This window comes from Dapis brunnea BLCC-M229 (assembly GCF_050015995.1).
In the GTDB taxonomy this organism is placed as follows: Bacteria; Cyanobacteriota; Cyanobacteriia; order Cyanobacteriales; family Microcoleaceae; genus Trichodesmium.
This window is the reverse complement of sequence record NZ_JBNHEP010000075.1, coordinates 845-25,461: the sequence shown is the minus strand read 5'-3', so window position 1 is coordinate 25,461 and position 24,617 is coordinate 845. Positions and strand designations below refer to the sequence as shown.

General features: G+C 33.9%; 16 protein-coding genes. 7 read left to right on the top strand and 9 right to left on the bottom strand.

Translation table 11 applies throughout. From position 1 onward, the window contains the following. Nucleotides 1–52: 52 nt before the first annotated feature. Nucleotides 53–421 (bottom strand): 2Fe-2S iron-sulfur cluster-binding protein, encoded by a 369-nt coding sequence (locus tag ACP6PM_RS08400; RefSeq protein ID WP_426583604.1) that lies wholly within the window; start codon nucleotides 419–421, stop codon nucleotides 53–55. 304 nt (nucleotides 422–725) lie between these two features. On the opposite strand from ACP6PM_RS08400, the gene cimA reads away from it, so the two are divergent. After that, nucleotides 726–2,321 (top strand): citramalate synthase, encoded by a 1,596-nt coding sequence (gene cimA, locus ACP6PM_RS08395; protein WP_426583603.1) that lies wholly within the window; start codon nucleotides 726–728, stop codon nucleotides 2,319–2,321. Between the two features lie 410 nt (nucleotides 2,322–2,731). Here the strand turns inward: cimA and ACP6PM_RS08390 are convergent, their stop codons facing one another. Beyond that, a complete protein-coding gene (locus ACP6PM_RS08390) occupies nucleotides 2,732–6,076 on the bottom strand; it encodes an NACHT domain-containing protein (RefSeq protein WP_426583601.1) in 3,345 nt (1,114 codons plus the stop codon). Nucleotides 6,077–6,199: 123 nt separating this feature from the next. Further along, nucleotides 6,200–7,156, bottom strand: a complete 957-nt coding sequence (locus ACP6PM_RS08385) for a hypothetical protein (protein ID WP_426583599.1) — start codon at nucleotides 7,154–7,156, stop codon at nucleotides 6,200–6,202. A gap of 140 nt (nucleotides 7,157–7,296) precedes the next feature. On the opposite strand from ACP6PM_RS08385, the gene ACP6PM_RS08380 reads away from it, so the two are divergent. After that, the gene (locus ACP6PM_RS08380) at nucleotides 7,297–8,052 is read left to right on the top strand and encodes a class I SAM-dependent methyltransferase (protein ID WP_426583597.1); all 756 of its coding nucleotides are present in this window, start codon (nucleotides 7,297–7,299) and stop codon (nucleotides 8,050–8,052) included. 195 nt (nucleotides 8,053–8,247) lie between these two features. Here the strand turns inward: ACP6PM_RS08380 and ACP6PM_RS08375 are convergent, their stop codons facing one another. The 4 genes from ACP6PM_RS08375 to ACP6PM_RS08360 form a co-directional block, all read right to left on the bottom strand. Beyond that, nucleotides 8,248–8,790: a Uma2 family endonuclease gene (locus tag ACP6PM_RS08375; RefSeq protein WP_426583595.1), complete on the bottom strand. Its 543-nt coding sequence runs from the start codon at nucleotides 8,788–8,790 to the stop codon at nucleotides 8,248–8,250. Between the two features lie 284 nt (nucleotides 8,791–9,074). After that, entirely contained in the window at nucleotides 9,075–9,944 is an 870-nt protein-coding gene (locus ACP6PM_RS08370; protein ID WP_426583593.1) for a sulfotransferase domain-containing protein, read from the bottom strand. Nucleotides 9,945–10,096: 152 nt separating this feature from the next. Continuing rightward, nucleotides 10,097–11,467, bottom strand: a complete 1,371-nt coding sequence (locus ACP6PM_RS08365) for an AAA-like domain-containing protein (protein ID WP_426583592.1) — start codon at nucleotides 11,465–11,467, stop codon at nucleotides 10,097–10,099. A 1,848-nt stretch (nucleotides 11,468–13,315) separates the two neighbouring features. Continuing rightward, a complete protein-coding gene (locus ACP6PM_RS08360; RefSeq protein WP_426583590.1) occupies nucleotides 13,316–13,504 on the bottom strand; it encodes a hypothetical protein in 189 nt (62 codons plus the stop codon). 974 nt (nucleotides 13,505–14,478) lie between these two features. Between ACP6PM_RS08360 and ACP6PM_RS08355 the strand changes: the two genes are divergently transcribed. Both ACP6PM_RS08355 and ACP6PM_RS08350 read left to right on the top strand, forming a co-directional pair. Beyond that, nucleotides 14,479–15,360: an ABC transporter permease gene (locus ACP6PM_RS08355; RefSeq protein ID WP_426583588.1), complete on the top strand. Its 882-nt coding sequence runs from the start codon at nucleotides 14,479–14,481 to the stop codon at nucleotides 15,358–15,360. Nucleotides 15,361–15,704: 344 nt separating this feature from the next. After that, nucleotides 15,705–16,568, top strand: a complete 864-nt coding sequence (locus tag ACP6PM_RS08350; protein ID WP_426583586.1) for an ABC transporter permease — start codon at nucleotides 15,705–15,707, stop codon at nucleotides 16,566–16,568. Between the two features lie 390 nt (nucleotides 16,569–16,958). Here the strand turns inward: ACP6PM_RS08350 and ACP6PM_RS08345 are convergent, their stop codons facing one another. Continuing rightward, nucleotides 16,959–17,171, bottom strand: a complete 213-nt coding sequence (locus ACP6PM_RS08345) for a hypothetical protein (RefSeq protein ID WP_426583584.1) — start codon at nucleotides 17,169–17,171, stop codon at nucleotides 16,959–16,961. 247 nt (nucleotides 17,172–17,418) lie between these two features. Between ACP6PM_RS08345 and ACP6PM_RS08340 the strand changes: the two genes are divergently transcribed. The 3 genes from ACP6PM_RS08340 to ACP6PM_RS08330 all read left to right on the top strand — a co-directional run bounded on the left by ACP6PM_RS08340 (nucleotide 17,419) and on the right by ACP6PM_RS08330 (nucleotide 23,061). Further along, nucleotides 17,419–18,483, top strand: coding sequence for an ABC transporter substrate-binding protein (locus ACP6PM_RS08340; RefSeq protein ID WP_426583582.1), 1,065 nt, complete (start codon nucleotides 17,419–17,421; stop codon nucleotides 18,481–18,483). 1,610 nt (nucleotides 18,484–20,093) lie between these two features. Continuing rightward, entirely contained in the window at nucleotides 20,094–21,110 is a 1,017-nt protein-coding gene (locus tag ACP6PM_RS08335; protein WP_426583580.1) for a patatin-like phospholipase family protein, read from the top strand. Between the two features lie 811 nt (nucleotides 21,111–21,921). Beyond that, nucleotides 21,922–23,061, top strand: coding sequence for an ABC transporter ATP-binding protein (locus ACP6PM_RS08330; protein ID WP_426583578.1), 1,140 nt, complete (start codon nucleotides 21,922–21,924; stop codon nucleotides 23,059–23,061). 392 nt (nucleotides 23,062–23,453) lie between these two features. On the opposite strand, the gene ACP6PM_RS08325 is transcribed toward ACP6PM_RS08330, so the two are convergent. After that, nucleotides 23,454–24,149 carry a Uma2 family endonuclease gene (locus ACP6PM_RS08325; protein WP_426583576.1) on the bottom strand — a complete coding sequence of 232 codons (696 nt, stop codon included), beginning with the start codon at nucleotides 24,147–24,149 and terminating at the stop codon, nucleotides 23,454–23,456. Between the last annotated feature and the right edge of the window lie 468 nt (nucleotides 24,150–24,617).

Sequence of the window (24,617 nt, the reverse complement as noted above, 5' to 3'; positions counted from 1 at the left end):
TTCGTATATCCATAGCAAAATCTGTGTTTGCGAAGCCCTATATTTATTCACTCTAATCATCCGTACATCCGTGGCAAAATCTGTGTTTGCCAGGAGTCCAGACAATCTCAGAACCTTGCCCCCAAAAACCATTGTATTTAGTTACTTTTATATCTCCTAACACTTTCACTTGACAAGATAAACGTTTCTGAGAATTAGAAATATGGGGAGGCAAAGAAAGTCTGGCTTTTTCTCGCAATTGAGGTTGAGAAACTTCTCCCTCTATTTCCACAGCACAAGTGCCACAAGTACCAATACTACGACAGTTAATAATTGAGGCATTGCCATTATAAACATCAACATTATTTTTCAGTAAAACTTGACGTAAATTTGCTCCTTTAGCACAATTGATAATTTTACCCTGAGCCTGAATCTTAACCATAACAAATTATTTCATTATCTTGACTAATATTGATTATAGAGCAACAGCTAAAAATTCACATAATTAAATATAGTAGGGTGACATCCCTAAATAGTAAGAACGGGTTCCGTGTTAAATTAATTAGATTCAACCATATTCAGCTAAACCCGCCCCCCAATGATATAATCCATACACAAGTTTACCTATTGAATGATAAAGTTTAAATTAAGTTAAAAAATCTTTTAATTGTAAATTTTTTCGTTCAAACTAGGTTGTATGATAGACTAACCTACTACCTAAAACCGAAAACCTACCATCAACCACCATGAACAAAATCTGGATTTACGACACAACTCTACGCGACGGCGCCCAACGAGAAGGATTATCCCTATCCCTGGAAGACAAACTACGCATCGCCCATCAACTCGACAGTTTAGGGATTCCATTTATCGAAGGCGGTTGGCCTGGTGCAAATCCTAAAGACGTACAATTTTTTTGGCAACTTCAAGAACAACCTCTGACTCAAGCAGAAGTGGTAGCATTTTGTTCCACCCGTCGTCCCGGAAAACAGGCAGCATCCGATCCTACTCTTCAACCTATTTTGTCTGCGGGTACGCGCTGGGTGACAATTTTTGGTAAATCTTGGGACTTGCACGTCACCGAAGGGTTGAAAACTACTCTCGAAGAAAATTTAGCGATGATTTCAGATACAATTTCCTATCTGTGCAGTCAAAGTCGTCAGGTTATTTATGATGCTGAACATTGGTTTGATGGTTACAAACATAATCCTGATTATGCTTTGCAAACTTTAGCTGCTGCCAACAATGCTGGAGCAGAATGGTTAGTTTTGTGCGACACTAACGGCGGTACTCTTCCCCACGAAGTTAGTCAGATAGTGGCAGATGTTTCTCAAGCGTTACCTAATGCTAAGTTAGGCATTCACACTCATAATGATTCTGGAACCGCCGTTGCTAATGCTTTGTCTGCAGTGATGGAAGGAGCGCGGATGGTGCAGGGAACTATTAATGGTTATGGAGAGCGTTGTGGTAATGCTAATCTCTGTAGTTTAATTCCTAATTTGCAAATCAAGCTTGGTTATGACTGCATTGAGTCACAACAACTAGAAAAATTGACTCAGACGAGTCGAGGTATCAGTGAAATAGTTAATCTTGCTCCTGACGATCATGCACCATTTGTGGGTTTGTCAGCATTTGCGCACAAGGGTGGTATTCATGTGTCAGCAGTGGAACGTAACCCTCTAACTTACGAACATATTCAACCGCAACAAATAGGTAATAGTCGCCGTATTGTGATTTCCGATCAAGCTGGTTTGAGTAATGTATTGGCAAAAGCGAAAAGTTTCGGTATAGAACTCGATCGCCAAAACCCTGCTTGTAGAAACATTTTGGATAGGTTGAAAGAGTTAGAAAATGAGGGATATCAGTTTGAGGGTGCAGAGGCGAGTTTTGAATTATTGATGCGAACCGCTTTAGAGCAACGGCAGCATTTCTTTGAAATTAAAGGTTTCCAAGTGCATTTGGATAAGGGAAATGGTAAAGTTTCTAATTCTCTGGCAACAGTGAAAGTTGCTGTTGATGGTAGGGATATTCTGGAAGTTGCGGAAGGAAACGGTCCGGTTTCTGCTTTGGATGCTGCTTTACGGAAAGCGTTAGGAAATTTTTATCCAGCGATCGCTAATTTTCATTTAACAGATTATAAGGTGAGAATTTTGGATGGTGGAGCGGGTACTTCTGCCAAGACTAGGGTATTAATAGAGTCGAGTAATGGTCAGCAACGGTGGACGACTGTGGGGGTTTCTACTAATATTTTGGATGCTTCTTATCAGGCGGTTGTTGAAGGTTTGGAGTATGGTTTGATGTTGGAAAGTCAGTGTCAAGAAACTGTGGTGGGTGTGGTGTAGATAATTCAGTAATTCATTATTGTAGTGGAGCGTTTCAGTTAAAATAGTGCATTAGGGAGTAGGGGAGTAGGGTAGGGACGTTGCTGGAACGTCCGTACGGGAGAAAGATTGTTGTTGGGTTTCGGTCCCTCAACCCAACCTACATCTAACGCACCATTTAAGATGAAACAATCCAGTAGGGTGCGTTAGACGGCTTAAATTTAGACGGCAAAAAGGATTTAACAATCCGTCGTAACGCACCGCTATACCGTAAAACTCACCTTGTATCAAGTCTCATTAATTAGCCATAATAAAAACATTGGTGTGTTACTGTGCAAGCTAATATTTTACAGACAAAACCTAGTTTTTTGTAAGCGCCTAAGGCACCCTACTGGATTACGGATTTTCTATTAAATAAAGGATGATTATTATCAATGCTGCTCGTATTTGTAAATATTAATAATATTGTCACCATCAAATACAAACACATTTCTAACCTTGTGAAAAGTAGGAGGAATAGAAACATCATTAGTAATTAGCAATTTATCTTGATATTCAATAAAAACTATAGCCAAGGAAGAAGCTTCAAGAAAATTTTTCAGATAATTACTTTTAATCAAAAGACTAGAGGCAGTTTCTGTAGAAACTTCAGTGATTTGAACAACTTTTGCTTCATCTATCCAATTAGATTGATTCTTCCACTTTAACTTTCCAAAGTTAACTAAATCTGGCACAGGAACATTAATATTGGAGGTAGACTCATCTTGGCTACAATCATATTCCCATTCATTACCTCTTAATAGTTCAATAGTAGTAAATTGAGCATTTTCTGTGCCTGGTAAATCGTATTCTAGATATATTTTCCCAGTTTCAAAACACTGCTGGCAACCTACGGTGTTTGGATACTCTCCCATCAATAATTTATAATCATTTGGCAGTTGTAAATCAGGAGAAAATTTATTAGAAGATAATTCTTTTTTGATAGCATCAATATCAGAAAAAGGTACAAATACTGTTCTAATAATGGTTGCTAAATCTCGACAGGGGTATTTGGCATTATCTCCATCGGATACAACTTTCTTCAAGGAAGAATTTAGTGAAAGATGCAACCATTTTTCATCTTGATTATCAGTAGCTTGTATTATTTGTTCTAGGGTAGGAAAATCCTGTAATTTCATCCATTCATTATCACTTAAATTTGAGACTGTATCGAAATCATAATCAACAGCTTTATACCATTCTGTATTAACTTTTGGTTGAGATAAAAAAGCTCGTAAATCCGTAGAATCTATATCTCGTAAATCCATACCTTGTAATCTTGGGAGAGAAGTTTCATTTTCCCATGAATTTATTTTTCTTGGTAAATGGTCTGCTAAAATTCCTGCTAAACGTTGTAATAAAATCCAGTAATATTTTTTCCCTAGTCTTTCACCCCAAATTTGTCGTCCTCTTCCACTTCCATATTTTCTGAGAAGAGATAAATCGTACTTGTAGCATTTTTCATTTAAACCAGGATAACCTAATTCTGAAACACTTTTAATAAACCAACGATGAATTTTTTCTTGTTCTATTCTTGGATTTTCAACGCTGTCATCATTAGAAAGAAGATGAGATTCTAACATAGAACTAGCAAAATCAGTTTCAGTTGATTTATCCAGGAATAATTCATTTAGATTCATATTTTCTTGGGAAATATCTTGCTCTATTTCTAGATTTTTAACTAATGTATCGAGAAATAATTCATTTAGGTTCATATTTCCTAAATTTTCAAAGCTGTAATAATCATCAAGAACACGACCCTCTAAAATATATCTGGCAAAATCAGTTCCAGCTAATTTCATATTTCCTTTAAAAGCATCTTGCTCTATTAAATGAGCAATATCTTCTTCTGACGGAATTTGAATAAATTGACTATTGTAAGGTGGTCTAAATTTACTAGCATCAATAGGATCGCTTAATAAATTTCGACTATAAGCTAGTTCAATAATTAATCTTAACCAATCACGGATAAGAGCATTTTCAGGAATCTTTTCTATATCAAAAACCTGAGTATAAATTGTATTGGCAATATCCCGAAGCAAATCATTATTATCTAAAAGTAAAATTCCACTATAAGTAGCTAAACTCACCCTTTCCAAAACATAATCATCATCAATATCAAAAAATCGAACTAGAGTAATTTTAATAATACTAGGATGACTCATAAAAAGTCTGGTTAAACCTTTAGTTGCTCTATCTCTAACTCTTCTATCTGAAGCAGCACAACACCAACTTAAAAATATTGCCCATAAACGACTTGTTTCTTCACTAAATGAAGATAAATCTGCTTGAAGCGACCATTCAATTAAACGCCAAGCTCCGCCTTTTTTCTCAAAATATTCCTGAAGCAAAGCAGACCAAAAAGGGTCTCTACTTGTTAAACTATGTTGATTTAATAACTCATCAATAAATTCAGCATTAAGTGGATGATTTGGAATTACAGCAATTCCAAAAATGGCATCTAAAATTGTAGGACAAGAATTAGAATTAGATAATCCTTCAATAACTAACTCTTTAGTTTTTTCAGAAAAAGTTTCAATAGCACGCCATTGAAATCCAGAACTAATAATAGGCAATAAAAAATTGTAACGATCTATATTTTTATCCGCGATTACATCACTTAATTCCAGATTAAACTTCTCTGATAAAATAATTGAAAATGCTTCTAGCAGACCTTTATTTTGGCTGAAATTTTCATCAGAAGTATCGGGAATAATAATATCTCTATCCCTTAATTTATCAACTAATTGTATAGTATTAGGATTAGTAGGAGTCAGTTGGTAAGATTCAATTCCTTCCAATAAAAACAAAGCAATTAAAAAATCTGCTATGCGCTCAAATGTAAAACGACAAAACCACTGTTTATCTCCAAGAGGTCTACTTTTTTGTTCAATTAGAGTAACTAATCCTTCTTTTTCTAACTGAATAAATAGTGAGCGATCGCTATCATTAACAAAAAATATTTGGTTAACAATTTCCGTTGCTTCCTCTCTTGAAAGGATGCGATTTTTTTCTTCAGCCATTCTTTTTGCTAAAGCATTAACAGCGTTATTAACATTAACCTTTTCATCTTTTTCGTCATAACGACAAACTTCTGCTATTCGTTTATTTTTTTCCTCAAGTAATAAGCGTAAAACATCAGTAAATCCTACACTACCAAGAGGAATCGAGCGAGACTCTAAACCTTGTATCGCGTCACAAATTAAATGTAAAAATAAAGGATTAGTAAATTCTGATTGTAGTAATGGAGTAGCTGGTGGATCTAACTGATAAAATTCAAAAAATTGTTTAATCGCATCAAATTCACGTCCAAAAAAACCGTTATGTTGAAACTCAATAAATTTATTTCTTTGACTTTCATAAAATACTTCATCTAAATAAGTATCGCGACATGAAACACATAATTTTAATCTAGGAAAATTAGTAATTTGTTCAACTAAAGGCGCTAACCAAGACATTTTCCATTTTCGTCTTTCTCGCGATTCATTCAGTGCATCAATATAAATTATTGCAGGTTTTTCAGTTGCTTCTGCTGCTGCATCAATCATTCCCCAAAGTTCGTCTCGATTGATATTATTAGACAATCCTAATTTATTAAGAATAATTTTCCAAGGCTCATCTCCAGTAAAATCTTCACCATAAAATACTAAACATATTTGTTCTTTTTTATGAAGATATAGAGCATGGTCTACAATAGCGTGAGTTTTACCAACTCCAGCACTTCCTCGAAGCAACATAAATTGACTTCTAGGTAAAAGAAATTCTGGAGTATTGATCCATTCAAAAATTTTCTGTAGACATTTAAGTAAATTACGAGTTATATCTAAATTTAGGGCAGGAAAGTGTGCATTATATTCAGTTTAAAACTGACGAAATGCTACTGTATCTGCATTTTTACCATATTTTTCAAGAAGATTATCGAGAAATATTTTTTCGGCTTCTGTTGTATCTTCTATTAAATTAGAAAATTCTAGACTTATTGCTTGTACATCAATACTAAATTTGTAATCTCTACTGAAAACATCTTTCAGATAAATTAATTGATTGGTGATATTTTCAATTATTTGATGACTATTTTGTGGCAAGTCGCTAGAATTTTTAACATGACTATTCCATCGTTGAAGATTTTCTGTAAATTCTTCAAAATATCGCTCAAATTTAGCTTTCCAACTATCTTGAATAGCAAAAGCATTTAAAGCATCAAAAGCAGGAACATTTACAGAAAGTTGAGGAGAATAACGTTTACCCGCTTGAGCTTCAGCACCATTTAATTGTTGTTTAAGCCAATCATTTGTCATTACTTCGCGGTCAAACCAATAGCGACGTAAACCACCATTACTATCAACAGCAAGCAAATAATTTCTAAGTAGACTTTCTGTCCAAAATTCAATGGAAAGATTAATATTCTCAGATTTTAATTCCTCTAGTCTTTCTGTTTTACTTTTTCCTCGCTTACCCTCTGCTTTTTTTCCGGTAGGATCTAATGGAATACAAAAAATATATTTGATAATTTCAGGATGATTCTTCACTGCTGTTTCCAGTGAATCTTTCATTTGATTAAATTGAGAATTTTCTAATTTATCAAAGTATTTTGCCTGAAGTCCCCATCTATTACCATTAGGCAAAATCCAAATTGCTTCAACTCCACCATCACCACCAGCACCTCGAAAACGCTGAAATTGACTATCTTTTGGTAATTGAAAATTAGGAATCGAACTGTTAGACAGTCTATGAAATATTTGGCAGCATAACTCTTCAAATGCCTCTCTTGAACCACCATTGTAAGGACGAATGTTTTGAAAATTTATTTCTAGCATAAAATTTTGAGTATAATTTTATTGAGGAATATTAATCTTGTATTATTGCAATTATAGCTCTCTAATATTAGTATACTATAATATAGAATTTTTTTCTGTACAGATCCCTATTTATAGAGTTATTTTGTTGCTTCTTAGTTATGACAAACAACCCTTCCGAAAACCATTACAAAAATATCGCCAATATTTACGATAATCTCTGGTCATACTCTCCTAAATATATTAAATTCACAACTCAAAAAATCATCGAATATCTACACCTAACTCCCACAGATACTTTAGTAGATATTGGTTGTGGAACAGGAATTTATAGCAAAGAAATTCTCAATCAAGTTCAATTACAGAAACCAATTATTTGCGTCGATCCTTCTGCGGAAATGCTAGAAAAAATTCCGGCAAATAGTCAATTAAATCCTGTAGAAATGGATGGGGTAAAATTTTCTCAAAAACCAGGAAGTTATAACAAAATTTTCTTAAAAGAAGCTATCCATTATATAGAAGAAAAATTTCTCCTATTCCAGAATTTATGGCAAAGATTAACTCCAGGGGGAATTTTCCTATTATTGCTCTTACCACCCACTATTGAATATCCTTTATTTGCCAAAGCACTAGAGTTGTACGAAAAAAAACAACCTCACTATCAAGAACTGATTAATTTACTTCAAAAAGTAGGTTTTGTTGTCAATATTGATATTATAGAATACCCTTTAGAATTGCCAAAAATCCAGTATTTTCAAATGGTAGAAAATCGTTATATGTTTTTGCTTTCTGAATTTAACGATACTGAATTAGCAGCAGGTTTAAAAGAAATGGAAGAGAAATATCAGAATAATTCAGTATTGAAATTTAGCGATCGCATGGTTTTTATCGCAGCAACAAAACCAGACCATATCTGAAGTTAGTAGGGGCGAATGGCCATTCGCCCTTAGAATAACTATTCGCCCTTACATTCCCAGCACAGACTAAATTTAAAAGGTGTGAGAATGTCCGCGCGAGTAATAGCGACTGCTATAAATATTTTTTGCTTTTTCTCTATCCTCCGACTCATCTTCCCTACTCTGTAGAGACGTTGCATGCAACGTCCCTACTCCCTATTTCAATAACTCTTCTACTAATATTTCAATATCAGGAAAAACCAATGTAAAAATAGTTCCTTGACTGTAGATTTTTTGGAATTGATAATTATCTATTGATGGTTGTTTAAATACGATAATTTGTTCAGTTTCTATATTCACAACCCAATATTCTAAAATGCCAGCACTAGCATAAAGAAATCGTTTTTCTTCTAAATCTTTTTCTAGAGTTGTATCAGAAACTTCTATTAACAAATAAATTTCTTCAGAATAGGGATGACGAAAATCATATAAAGATACTGGTATTTTAACAACAGCAATATCTGGCTCAGGTTCTGAATTAGGAAGAGTAACTGGATGTGCTTCGTAGATTTTTGCCAGACCTCGGAACTTTTCTCGCAAATATTCGGCAATAGAATCAGTTATTTTCCGATGCAAAGGTTTTTCTGGCGACATTTCAATAATTTCTCCTTCTAATAATTCTACATGGCGATCGCTCAAAATACCTGCAGAAATCATCTGATGATAGTCTTGTATTGACCATTTAGCTAAAGTAATCATGGTGCGTTTATGAGTAATTTAAGATTGCTATTTAATATTTTCAACAAATGTCACTAGATTGATTCTGTTTAATTTTTATTAATTAAGTTTTATATTATACTAATTACCAAAATTCATGGTATATTTAGACGACACTTCAACTATTAATTAATTAACACAAGTAGAATAAGCCTTTGGATAATTATTAACCAGTTAGGTTAGTATTAATTATTCATATTTTTACTTCTCCCCTACTCCCCTGCTCAATAAAATGTATAAAAGTTTTTGAGAAATGGTATTAGGGATTAAACTTCTAACCAAAGGTTTTCTAACCCAGTTCCTAGAGTCCGCATTTTAAATTTATCCCTCAACCTTTTTGTCTGTTCTGGTGAAAAATAGTTTTTCCAATCTCCCACTTCTCCTTTCCGAATAAATGGGGGCATATTTTCAGGTCTTTTGCTTGACCAACGTTCCTGTTTTTTGCTCATACTTTCAAAATTACTATGAGTCATAATTTGATTTAAAACTTGTTCATTTTTGATAGTTTCAACATACTTTGAACCGAGAAAAGTTGCTATTTTAAAAATTGCTTTTTGGAGATTAGACTTCATTGCCTCATAAGTCAAAAACAGTACATTATCATCATCTTTATGTTCATACCAAAGCACTAAATTATCAAAATAATCCCCAAAGTCTACTTCTCCGGTAATAAAACATTCAAAAAAGTCATCAAAGGTGCCATTGGCAAAATCATAATGTTTAATAAATCCCCTCGTATGATGATAAAAAGAAACGGCACAATCAAAAGGATTACGAGCTATATAAATATAACTTGCCTCTAAGTGATAAGGCGTTAAATTATAAGGTAAATGAGTTTTAATAATTCTCGGACTTGTTAACTTAGTTATAGTTTCTTTTCCAACTTCTTCTAAATGGGGACTTACTTCAGAGATAGTTTGTGAAGCTGACAGAGGTTGTCCATTATTTAGAATTAACCAGACTAAATATTGAGTCCATGTAGTTCCACATTTAGGATAAGTTGCGATAAAAATATCTGAAGGTTGTGCTTGATAACTAATCCCAGACCTAAACCCTTCTGGAGGGAATCCCATGGGCATCCGAAATCCATTATGGAGATAATAACGAGGTTTTTTAAATTCTCTTTCTAAAGTCATTATTTGATAAGCTAATATAAATTTATTTTGGAAATAGTAAAGATAACAAGTAAAAGCAAAAGGCAAAGGCTGTTAAGCTATTAAAGACTTTTTCAAATCAACATCTATATTTAAAATAGACTAGATATATTTTAACTTTTCTCCACTCCCTACTACATATCGATCAGAACATCATAAAAATATCGCCGATATAAATCACAACTAGGCATAACTAAATTACCTTCCAGTTGTACTACCAAACCCATACTTTTTAACTTAAATGCCAATACTTGTTCTAATTCTACAGGAGTAACAGCCTTTAATACCTGTTGAAAAGCTGTTTTTAACTCTGGATATTGTTGGAGATTTTGTAAATGTCGATGTAAATGGTCACTATAAATACCTGTGTCTGTCGCGGCTGTTTCGATTAAGCTTTCTAAGCTAGCATCATGACATTTTATATGATAAAAAGTAGTGTTAATTAGATAGGGATGACCACCCACTAATCGCATTAATTTCTTTTGTTCTGCTGGCAATAATTCGATTTGATAACGTTGTGCTAATTCTTGGGTTTGCTCTAAAGTAAATGGTGATAAATCTATAGCGATCCCCATATTAAATGGTGATTTATTAATATTCATTCTAATATAAACTTCTGTGGATTGTACTAACACTATCCGCAGTTTTTGCCAGAGTTTAAATTCCTTAGCTTCTCCATACCAAGAATTTAACATTGACAACAAATCATTGGCTATTTCCGGAAACTGAAAAATATAATCTACTTCATCTATTGCTAAAACTATAGGACTATCTATTATAGATAGGAGATAGTCTTGAAAATAGAAAGTGCAGCTTTCTATACTACCAATATCTTCGTCCCAATATTCATTCAATTTTGATTCTAGTTGTAGTTTTCTAGTTGCATTAGCACAGAACCATCTTAAAAATTTATTTATATCTTTGCTTACTGTACTATCTACTCTTTGTAAACTTAATCGAAGTGTTTTATATTGCTGTTTTGTAGCATAGGTGATGATTCTCATTAATAGAGAAGTTTTTCCCATTTGTCTAGGTCCTTTGATGCGGAGAAATCCTCCTGGTTTATTAATTTCTAAATAACAGATTAATTCTTCAGCACGTTCTATATAATAAGGAGAACCCATAGGAACTCTACCATCAAGTAGTTTACAATCATTAATGTCTAATTTTTCTGAATATTTGATTGTATTTAGATTAATTAAACCTGTCTTTGTAGTTTCCTTTCTACTTCCTTGATAGATAATTATTTTTCTTTCTAGTACCGAACGGCAGTTATTTTTGCTAATTTTTTCTTTCAGGATAATACTAAGTAGCTTCCATAATTTAGGAGCTACATTTTGACTAATATAATCTCTTGAGTAATCCAATTCTGAGGCTATTTGACTGTAGGTTTTGCCACATAAGGATTCTCTGAGAACTTCCCTTTCAATGTCTGACAGAGATTTGCCTGTCTTAACTCTTACCAATTCTTCAGTAAATAATGATATTGATTCGATGTCTGTCATCCTAACTATGCCACTCTTAGAAACTTATACAAACTTGGAGATTCTCCTAGTTTGAAAATAACATTACTCTTCCCTCATGTATTTTAATTTACACTGCTACAGGCAAAAACTTGAAACAGTTAACAGTTAAGAGTTATCAAAACCCCCCTATTAAGGGCGAAGTTTAAGGTATAGCAGTGGTGGATTCAAACCCGCCAAAATTCCTGAATTACTAATTTTAAAAATATATAGCAATCCTATAGCAATTCCCATACTGGTGAGGTAAAAAATTTTAGGTTTGAGGGAACACTTAACTGGGAACACTTAACTGGGAACAGAAAAGAAGAAAAAAAACTGTACCTCATAACTTTGGGAATTGCTATATTTAAGTTGTAATATTTTGGTGGCAGTTAGGAGTCAGGAGTCAGGAGTCATAATTTTCAAGGTTTTTAGTTCAAATTAACTATTATAAAAATTTTCACAACCAATGCGCGGATTGCTATAGTGGTAGTTGCCAAACTTAGAGGTTGAAAAAGTTAAAATTAACTGATACCTGATGACTGATAATTAGATATTTAAGTAGGTAGGAAAAATCAAATGTAAAGTAACTGTAGGAAGTAAATTTTTCCTAACTATTCTTACTCCTGACTACTCCTAATAAAAAGTTAACTTTATGTATGAACAGGTACTTACCAATTAATAATTGAAAATTGACAATTGATAATTACTTAATTTCAGGTTAAAAGCCTCTTCTTTTAAGAAGAAAAAGTCAAAAATTTCTTCCCTTGTCTCAATCCAATCGGTTTTAGGGAGAGGTAATTATCAATTATGCATTATCAATTATCAATTCTTGAATATAGTCAATATTAGAGACTGTTTGTTAAAGGAATATAAACCCTGCCATAGGGTGGGTTTTGCTAAAGCAAAGCTCCGCTATTCATGTTGCGGAGCAAAACCGCTGTTGCCAACAGAAAAAGGCATCAACACTTATGGTAACTCACCAAACTTTTAATTGTCTGCGGTAATACCAATTCACTTTAAAAGATGGCACAAATAGTTTCAAACTTTAGAGCTGAAATAATTTCCTGAAATTACTGAGCGCGTCAAAGTTTTGAGCCGATGAAATCTTAATACATGACTTTTGACTTCCTCCCTTAGAGGGGAAAGGGGGGTTGACTTTTAACTGCCGTGAAACGGTATAATACCATGGATGAAAAAAAAAGAATGTTACGAATAATAAGCAGTATTAAAAGACTCGATCGAAAATGTCTATTTGATGAAAAAGAGAAATTACGACATAAAAAATGATATTAAATTTATTCATTCTGACTCCTTTATCCTGTAGGTCGCCCTACGGACGGCTCCCCTACCTGACTTCTAAGAAATAGCCTAACTATTTGTAGCAAACATTTATTAATTTGGTATAACCCACCGAACATACCGAATATTAAGCCAATACGCTACCTTAATCTTTGCTTGTGTATTCACTCTCTTATGTACAATGTATGCTCAATTCATTGGGTTGGAAAAGACAAGTTTTTTTATTCATTTATTTAATGATATTTTGTTAAGTGGGTACACAAAATTAATTCCAATTTGAGCAATACTAAAACCTTTATTCTATAGGCATTACAGAGAATAGAGGTCTGCAATTAATTACGTAATGCTACTTAATTATATTGACATCCTCCCGACGCTGACCTGCGGTACAGCGCGGGATTCCCGTCCATCAATAAATTTTGTTTTGTCATACCCCAAATAACAGACTTAATAAAAAAAGTTTCCAAAAAAATTTGGAAACTTTGATAGTAATTAATTTTTCTACGATCGGCAGATTTTTTGCCCACTCTGCTCAACGTAATATTGTCTTTATATGGAAGTATAAGCTACCCAAACCTTTGATGTAAAAGATTTTGATGCAGATGATTCTTGAGCAATATTTGCTACTGTTGCTACAACTTTTACTTCTTGTATATTTCTAAAATATCCTTTTCTTTTAGTTTTAACTATATTTTGTTTCCAAATACTTTCCTGGTTATTTTCACTTAATTTTTTCATATTTTTTGACTGAAGCTAGGTTATCTTTGATTGCTAAAGCTTTGACATTTATCTTATACAATCATGCCAATTAATTTTCAGGATGAAAATATATAAAAGTTGATATATTTCATTTTGAAAAAAAACTCTATATCTTCATTAAATCTTTAAATAAAATCTTAGTAATTTTACATATTCTTTAAAATAGTATGATTAACTTGACGATGAAAACACTGAGGAGCCATATATATATAAATATTTCTATTTGTCAATATATAAAAGTTAACAAGTTTTGACATCTTGAGTAGTATAATCTCAGGGTTTAAGCTCATATTCACAAAATTGTTATTTTGTCAATATATAAAAGTTGACTAATCTCTATAATCGCTACTATTTGATAGTATCCCTCAAGTAGAAAAAGGTGTAATCTTAGCACAAACCAGTGATGTAGGAATTATAAATGATTTGTCAAAAATCAAAAAATACATTAAAACTCTGAAACTTTTACCCCTGTTCCCTGTTCCCTGTTACCTCATCCCAAGAGATTTTTTTCATAACCAAAATAGGACTGCTATAGTGATTTTCCATCTTTGTCAAGTAGATATATTTTTACCTGAAAGTGACGATTCAATCCAAAACAAAAAAACTATAGCAATCCTATAAAACGTTGTAATATTTTGGTGGTAGGGGTGTTTCATGTTGCGGAGCAAAACGGCCGTTTGCCCTTACAGGAGTCAGGAGTCAGGAGTCAGAATTTACTCATGTTTTCAGTTTAAATTAACTATTATAAAAATTGTCACAACCAATGCGCAGATTGCTATATATTTGACTGATACTAATTTACCATGACTCAATAGAAAGGTTATTAGTAGAAAGATTAATCCTTTTGTTAAACCTAAATCTACTCAACAATGACTGCCATGATTTTAATTTCACTGATTGACAAATAAACATCAATCTGATAATTATAATCTCTGATTTATTAGCTAATTAATATGTGGCAACCCCAGGAAAAACAGTCTACATCAAATATTAAAAACCGTCAACTAAAAAATTTATTAGTTCTCCTATTTCCGGGGACTATCTGGCTATTAATTTTCTTCATTCTCCCTTTAGTAATTGTTTTAATTTATAGCTTCTTAGAACGAGGTACTTATGGTGGTGTTATTTGGCAATTTACTCTAGATAACTATCAACGACTAGCTCAAGGAATATACTGGGGAATATTTTGGCGGTCTTTATTCCTGGCTTTAATTACAACTATAATGTGTTTATTAATTGGCTACCCCTTAGCATATTTTATTGCTACCATTAGACCACCTTGGCGTAATGTTTTATTGATCCTAGTTATCATTCCTTTTTGGACTAATTTTTTAGTGCGTACTTATGCTTGGATAGTCTTACTTCGGACTGAAGGAGTATTTAATATTGTCTTACAGAGTTTGCAGATTGCAGACGAACCTTTGACTCTTTTATTTACACCCTTTGCTGTGATTATTGGTTTGGTTTATGGCTACTTACCATTTATGATTTTACCTTTATATGCTACAATTGAACGCTTTAATTTTTCTTTGTTAGAAGCTGCTCAAGATTTAGGCGCTAATGATTTACGAACCTTTTTTCGTGTAGTTTTACCATTAACAATGCGAGGCATAATTGCAGGTTGTTTACTGGTTTTTATTCCAGCATTTGGTGCTTTTATTACTCCTGATATTTTAGGTGGCGCAAAAACTATGATGGTGGGAAATCTGATTCAAAATCAATTTCTTAAAGCTAGAAATTGGCCGTTTGGTTCAGCATTATCAATTGCTTTGATGATGATTGTATTAATTCCAGTTATTATCTATTTCGGCATCTCGGAACAGAAAAATAAGTGAGCAGGGAGTAGGGAGTAGGGAGTAGGGATAAATTTGCATGATGATAATTTTTTTTATGACTAATTAGCCGGACATAGTAAGTAGGTAGGTGAAAAAATTTACAAATACGTCATTGCGACTGGAACGGAGTGGAAGGAAGCAATCTCAAGGGTTTAAACTGCTTTAAAATTTTGCTACATAGTGACGTTGATTCACACCTTTCTACTTCTTATTGAAAAAAGCTACTCCAATTTATTTCAGACAGATATTTCTATTATTAATTTCTCTTTTTTTCAATATTCACTCCTTCTTCTTTCTTCCCTATTCCCTATTCCCTATTCCCTATTCCCTATTCCCTTTTGAAAATGAAACAAATTGATTTACTCATTCGTTCTCTTGGCAAATTTGGTTTATGGCTAAATGCGACCTTGGGTTTTGCCTTTCTTTATCTACCTATTTTTATCTTAGTAATTTACTCTTTTAATGATTCTCGTTTTAATGCTGTATGGCGAGGTTTTACTTTAAAATGGTATGGCAATTTATTACAAGGAGTTGCTGATAATACGATTAGCGATGTGATGATTTGGGATGCCCTGAAAAATAGTCTTTTTGTAGCAACAATTTCCACATTACTAGCAACAATTTTTGGTACTATGATTGCTTTAGCATTAGAACGTTTTCGTTTTCCTGGACGTAATGTTTTAGAGGCAATACTTTTTTTGCCGATAATTATTCCCGAAATTACTATTGGTATTTCTTTATTAGTTTTCTTTTCTTTGGGGTTTCAGCTAATCGAAAATATTTTAGGTATTCGTTTAGTATTAGGTTTACCGACAGTAATTATTGGTCATATAGTATTTAGTATCTCTTTCGTTGTTGTAACTGTCAGAGCGCGAGTCGCTCAACTTGACCCTGCTTTGGAGGAAGCAGCTTTAGACTTAGGTGCTAATGAATGGCGAACTTTTTTTCGGGTTACTTTACCTTTAATTTGGCCGGGAATTTTTAGTGCTGCTTTGTTAGCTTTTACCTTGTCATTGGATGATTTTGTGATTACTTTTTTCACTGCCGGAGTCGGTTCAACAACATTACCATTATTCGTTTATGGTATGATTAAATTTTCGGTAACTCCAGCTATTAATGCTATATCAACTTTGATGTTAGTGGCTTCTTTAATGTTGGTGGTATCTTCTCTTTTTATTGATAAATTGGGGAATGAAAAAAACGCCTAAAATTATTGAAAAAAAAAGGAAGAGGGAATAAGGAAAAAGGAAAAAGGAAAGTAGATGAATCTATAGAGCGATACAGGATTTTTTGGGGAGTTCTGTAATCTGAAGAGCTACTCTAATGATTCCATACTTTATGAGTTTTAGTCTTATCTGAACCGTTTCATTTTAGACAGCTATATTTATCATTTTTCCTTTTTTTTCAATATTTACTCCAACTTCGGTCTCTCCTAGATAACCAAAGCCTTCTTCCCTCGGACTTAGGGACGTTGCATGCAACATCCCTACCATTTGTAAAAAACATTTATCACCATTGATATAACTAAGTAGGTAGACAAAATTATTTGTGTATTTGCCATTTATTTACTAATCGGTTATATTCCCTTTACCTCTTACCTATTTACCAAAAAATTCGGGGTTGGTTATTAGGTAATGCTCTTCAATATTTATGAATCGTACAACTATATTTTTTTCATAGATATTTGAGACAAAAGCATTACGCATTGACCAACGCCAAAAATTCAGGTATAAAGCCTCTCCATTCATGGAGAAAAAGCGGTCGTTTGTGGAGCAGTCCGTCAGGATGGGATGGCGAGGTCTCCTCGCCATATCCAATCGACCAAGACAGCGGTCGTTTGCGGAGCATTACCTAGGATGGGATGGCGAGCTTCCACGCTCTTGCAGAGCCGCTCCGAATTGCGCCATATCCAATCGACCAAGAGAAGAACAAAATTCCTTTTAGCCCAATCTTCTTCTTTATAAGAAAAGGTAATTAATAATTATTAATTGTTAATTATTAATTGTTGAATCTTGCCTACCACCGCCAAAATATTAAATTAATTCTGTCCAGGTACTTATGAAAAAAATAATCACTTTTTTGTTGCTATTTAGCATTGCCTTAATTTTCCCTATTGCTTGTAGTAATAATCCCAATACTTCAGCCAATAATGTTCTGAGTATATACAATTGGTCTACATATATTGCACCTGAAGTAATTACTGAATTTGAGAATAAATTTAATGTCAAAATTCAATACGATACTTATGAAAGCAATGAAGACCTCTATGCCAAAATCAAACCTGGAAATCCTGGTTATGATGTAGCTTTTCCCGCTGATTATATGGTAAAAATTATGGCATCTGAAGGACTACTAGAGGAACTAAATCAAGAAAATATTCCTAATATAAAAAATCTCAATGATAAATTTATTAACCCTCCATATGATCCGGGAAATAAATATAGTGTGGCTTACCAATGGGGCACAATGGGAATAGGTTATAACATTAAAGCAACAGGGGGTAAAATTAATAGTTGGTCAACCATGTTTGACGATAAATTTAAGGGGAGAGTATCCTTATTAGATGATATGCGTAGTACCTTTTCTATTGCTTTAATTTCTCTTGGTTATAACCCCAATACAACTAACCCTAAAGAAATTACTGAAGCGAGAGATTTTTTGATTAAAAATAAACAGGCGATCGCTGCTTTTGCGCCGGATACTGGTCAAAACTTATTAGACCAAGGAGAGGTAGATTTAACCTGTGAATGGAGTGGGGATATTTTCCAAGTTATGAAAGAAAATCCTAACCTTCGTTATTCTATTCCCAAAGAGGGAAGTATTCTCTTAACTGATAATATGGTTATTCTCAAAAGAAGTAGAAATAAAGAGCTGGCAGAAAAATTTATTAACTTTATTCTTGAACCAGAAATAGGAGCAAAAATATCTAATTTTATTAAGTATGCTACCCCAAACCAAGCAGCAAAAGATCAAGGTTTAATCGAAGCTGCTGACCTGAATAATTATGCTATTTATCCACCACCAGAATTATTTGCCAAACTTAACTATATTCAAGACCTTGGTCAAGCAACAATTTTATATGATGAAGCTTGGACAGAAGTTAAATTAGGAGTTGGTAAATAGACATTTTCAAAAAAGAGGGAATAGGGTAGGTGTGGGAAGTGTGGGAAGTGTGGGGAGAAACTACAACCAGAGGGGTTGAATTATACCAAATTTATGCATAGGCTGTTACATCTTAAGCATGTGATTTATGCCTACAATAAAAAATTGATAAATCCCATAAATTCTAAAAATTAAACCTTTTTTATTCTTGATTTATTATGTTTTTATTTCCCAGTTAAGTGTTCCCTTGGTCGTGAATGTAACAATAATTTTTGAAAATGGTATTAACTCTTTGGGGGTTCCATGTTCTCATATATCCCGCCGACCCACACCTTCCAAACTAATCTCCCCCATGCCTTTTACTAGAATGAAATAGTCCTAGAAATAGGGATAATTCATTAATTAATAATGGATAATGGATAATTGATATGGATAATTGATAATTACCTCTGGTTAAAACCGAGAGGATTGAATATAAAGAAATATTATTTCTTTTCTCTTGGTCGATTGGATATGGCGTTTCGGCTAAGAGCCGACATGAAAAGCGCAGCGGCTCTGAAAGAGCGGGAGACCTCGCCATCCCATCCTGACGGACTGCTCCGCAAACGACCGCTCTCTTGGTCGATTGGATATGGCGAGGAGACCTCGCCATCCCATCCTGACGGACTGCTCCGCAAACGACCGCTTTTTCCCCTATCCAAGGGGAGGCTTCAAGGCATGAATTATTTAATTATCAATTATTAATAATTAATAATTCGGTAATTAATAATTTATGGATAATAATTGATTTGATTTCTGATTTTTTAAGAGGTCTAATATTATTTTTAAATAATAGGGTTTCTCAGGTTACTGAGGTACAGTTGTTTCTATTCTTTTCTATTCTTTTCTATTCCCTGTTTCCCGAATTACTACTATATACGGACGTTGCATACAACGTCCCTACCTACTTCTTAAAATCAAGGAATTTTGTACCTCATTCAGAGATAGGAATTGCTATAAAGAGAGATTTATCCTAAGTATAAGTCTCTTGATTATCCACTCCTAAGTATAAACAAAATTTTGCCCTCAACTTCTACGTTATAGATGCCAAATTATTTCGTCTGCTTTTCCTTCTTTTTTTCAGGATATAATCTAATACCAGTTTTAAAAAAGAATGCTACAAAAAGTGCATCTCTATCAGAGATGCTTAAAAAGACCTTCTCAAATGAATTTTAGACAGCCATAGCAATCAGAAATGATTTTGAGAGAATTTAAGAACAATTAAGATAAATCAAAATCCTTTTATATTCTGACTCCTGACTCCTAATTACCACTAATATCATATCCGGTTGAACAGTTATAAATAATTAGGGAGTCCTCAGGAGACAGAATTCAGGAGTCAGGAGAAAAGAATGTATCAGGATAAAAAAGTGTTTTTATCACTAATTATCCGGACATGGTATAAAATCTTATAACTTAAATATGATTGCTATATCTCTATCATTTTTTTCTTTTTTTATTCAATATGTCTTCCTTCTCTCCTAGATAACTAAAGCCTTCTCTCTTAGATAACTAAAGCCTTCTACCTTATGCAACAAACATTTGTGAAATTGGTATAATAGTTCAATGAGAATATTCAGGAAAATACAATTATGACTTTCAAAATTCTAAGCTTAGACGGTGGTGGAGTTCGTGGGGTAATGGCTGCTCGAATACTTCAAAAAGTTGAACAACAAATTCAAGAAAATAAAGGTCAGTCTTTACAAGAATATTTTGATTTAGTTGCTGGTACTTCCACAGGTTCTTTAATTGCTGGAGCAGTTGTTTCTGGAATGGATAGTAATCAAGTTCTCAACCTTTATAAAAACGAAACACTAGAAATTTTTCCATATCAAACTCGCTGGTCTAGAAAAAGATTACCCTTAATTGCTAAATATGGACTTTCTGCTCCTAAATTCTCCAATCAAGGTCTAATTAATGTGATGCAAAAGTATCTAGTTAAAAATCAAGTACCAATCAAAATTAAGGATGTGGTTAAACCTAATATTTTGATAGTTGCTTATAATATGTATCAAGACGACCCAAGTTTTTTTGTTAATCAAGATTCTCTATGGTACTCTGATATTCCTCTCTGGGAAATATGTGTTTCCTCTGCATCTGCACCTACTTATTTTCCACCTTATGAATTAAAAGGTCAAGACAAAAGCTATCCATATATTGATGGGGGTGTGGCAGCAAATAATCCTACTTTAGCTGCAGTTGGTTACGCTATTAAACTAGGTCATAAACTAGAAGAAATTTCTGTAATTTCTATTGGCACAGGTGAAACTACTAATGCTTACACATTTGAAAAAATTGTAGGATGGGGTTTGTCTGAATGGGCAATTCCTTTGTTCAGTTTAACACTTAATGGTCAAGCGGGAGCTGACAATTTAGTGGCAGAACAAATCTTGGGTATTAGTAATCCAAAATGTTATTTACGTTTACAGTTTCAATTAACTGGAACTAATAATGCTATTGATGATGCCAGACCAGAAAATATTCAGCGACTTATTCAATATTCTGAATCTTTTTTAAACCATGGCAAAGTTAATTATACAGAAATTTCTAACCAACCAAATCAGATGTTAGTTAAGGAAGCGATCGCTAAGTTTATTGATAACAATTAATACTAAATCTCTTTTATAGCAATCCTATTTAAGTTGTAATATTTTGGAGATATTTAGGAGTCATAATTTAGTCATGTTTCCAGTTCAAATCAACTATTAGAAAAATTCTCACAACCAATTTAGGATTGCTATAGTTCTGTTGCTTCTGAAAGGAGGAACTAAGAGATAAAATTGATATTTTTCTTTAAGCAACTGCATTATTAATTAATGAGAGACTGTTTGTTAAAGGCATATTAAATCTAGACATAGTAGCTCGTCTAGACTAAAATTTTGGGTAATACCTAACCTTCCTATCTTCCCCTTGAAATCTATACCCTTGTTAGGAACTCCTAAAACTCTTTTTTGAAGTGGGAGTTAAAGAGGTCTTCATTTGATTAACGTCAGCATTTCCTATAGAATGCTACGCAAACAGCCATCAGCTATTAATTTTGGAGAGGGTTATTTCAGTTATCAGTTATCAGTTATCAGTTATCAGTACCTCTGGCTGAACCCAGAGGATTGAAATAAGGAATATTCTCTTTTTTTATCCCCTTAAAAGGGGAGGCTTTAGACCTTTTTTTTGGTAAAACTTACTGCTAAAGTCTCCTTCCCTAACTTTAGAAGTAATTATTAATTATTAATTACTCATTGCTGAAGCAGTGACTGCCAGGTAGCTAAATGCCATCCCGATAGTTGCTTTATTCCTTCAAAAGCTGTTTGCTGAATGCTTACTTATTAACAGGTAGAGAAAAATAAAAAAAACTGATAGATAATACCATCTTAGCTATTATCTATCTAAATTAAATAATCAGAAAGTATAACTTACTCCTAAATGGAAAATATAGCAGTCAATCTCGTCAATATTGCCAAAATATTCCCTAGTCAAAATCAAAAAAAATTTATCGCTGTAAATAATATCAATCTCCAGATAAAAAAATCTGAATTTTTTTCCATACTTGGTCCTTCTGGATGTGGTAAAACTACGACATTAAGAATGATAGCTGGTTTTGAAATTCCCACGTCTGGAGAAATTTATATTCAAAACAAACTAATGGGAAATAGTCCGCCATTTCATCGACCAGTCAATACAGTTTTTCAGAATTATGCTTTATTTCCCCATCTCACAGTGGCAGAAAATATTGCCTTTGGATTAGAAATGGAAAATCTCCCGCGCCCAGAAATAAATAGTCGGGTAACTGATACTTTAGCTCAAGTAAAATTAATAGATATGCAGAAACGTTATCCCCGACAATTATCTGGTGGGCAACAACAAAGAGTAGCTTTGGCAAGAGCATTAGTTAAACAACCAGCAGTATTATTATTTGATGAACCTTTGGGTGCTTTAGATTTGAAATTGCGCAAAGAAATGCAGTTGGAATTAAAACAAATGCAGCAAAGGTTAGGTATTACTTTTATCTATGTTACTCACGACCAAGAAGAAGCTTTAACTATGTCTGACCGAATAGCAGTTATGCACCAAGGAGAAGTTTTACAAGTAGGAACTCCGGTGGAGATTTATGAACGACCAAAAACTCGTTTTGTGGCTGAATTTATTGGGGAAAGTAATTTTTTAACTGGGCGAATAACTGCACATCAAGAGAATAAAAGTTTGGTATTAATAGATGAAGATTTGCCTTTATTAATACCCTCCGTTCGTCATTTTCCAATAGATACAATTATTACCTTAGTTGTGAGACCCGAAAAAATAGAAATCTCTCCGCCAACTTTGACAGCAGAATTTGATTTTTCGGGAATAATAGAAAATCTGGTTTATATTGGTACAGATACTCGTTATGTTGTGCGTTTAACTGACAAAACTAAGATAGTTATCCGTAGGCAAAATATTAATCCTTTTCATCTGAATCAATATGCTATTGGTGAGAAAGTTAAAATTAATATTCCAGTGGAAAATATTAGTATTTTGGCAGAGAATTTGCCAGAGCAAGAAAGGTTAAAGTTAGGAAAAAATTAGCAATTATAGCGCTACGCAGAATTTAGAATAATGTCAAATAATTGTCAGGATTTACGCAGAACCACTCTAGTAGGGGCGATTTCCTACGGAATGCTCCTAATTACGCGAATCGCCCCTACAAGTGGTGTATAATTTGATATTTTGCGTAAGTCCTATGTGTAAAACTATGATATTATTAAACTTTTTAGTCGATAGAATCTAACTTCTGACTTCTGACTTCAGTGCAACGGTATAGCACGTCTAGCTTGAAAATTTGGGTAAAGAGCGAGTTAATGAAGACCTCTCCCCCAACCCCTCTCCTGCAAGGAGAGGGGGGAAGTTTTATCCACAATGTTAGTCTAGACACCCTACTACAGTTATTACACTAAAGCTGAATGCTGAATGCTATATAACTACAACTGTTCTGGATCTACACCAAGGGAACGCAACATTTGTTCGAGTTGTTCAGCTCGTTGTCGCTGCTGAAGTGCTTCCTCTTCTGGAGTCATAAACCTATTCCCTTCAGAGTCATACCAATACAACCACTCTTGTTCGGAACGGTAATGGTTACCAACTTCAGTTCCTATCCCCAGACCAATTTCTGGCATCCACACGGGATTTCCTTTTAAACGTTGGTATGCTCCATCTACCAAGTAATACACCTCAAAACGCTCATGTTGATCTCGCTTGGAATAATCTGGGTTATAGATAATATAATACAATACTCCCAACCGAGCGTAATCAATCATTTTTTCATCGTATTCACCCCCATAAGTTTTAGAAACAATTTCCAATACGAATATTGGAACAACATAATTTTCCTCCCAAAGAACATAGGAGGATCGCAATTTATTATTTTTGAGTCGTGGAACTCCCAGACTGAGGAAACCATCAGGAACTATAGCAACTCTAGGATTTGACCCTGTGGTATGGAATATTCCCATATTCACGCCAAAAAACCAATCATAGCGATCGCTCCATAACTGATTTAAAATTAACATTAGCAGGTTAGGAATTAGAATTTGTATTTCGTGATCCACGGGTTTGTCGTCTGAATCTGGTAATTCGTCACTTGATGGTAGGTTGAGTAGTTGGTCGTAGTTTACCATAATAATATGAATGTGACATTGAACTTATCTAATTTTAGCAAATAATTTAGCGATCGCTCTTCTGTGCAGAGGACTAGTTTTTTGGAGAATAAGATTTTACCATCAATATTGGAAAAACTCGAATTTTGGTAGGGGTTTGGTCTCCAAACCCCGATGATGTGGGTGGAAAAACCTAACCCCCCAACCCCCTTCCCTGCAAGGGAAGGGGGAGAAACTCCCCTCTCCTTGCAGGAGAGGGGTTGGGGGAGAGGTCTTCGGTGGTTACTCGCTCCTTACCCACAATTTTCCCTACTACTACCTACCAGAGACAATATAATTCACCATCCGTGCATCCGTGGCCAAATCTGTGTCTTGCCCCTACTTCAACTTTTGAATTCCGTTGGCAGACATTCTTACTTTTGAGACAATATAACTCACCATCCGTGCATCCGTGGCCAAATCTGTGTCTTGCCCCTACTTCAACTTTTG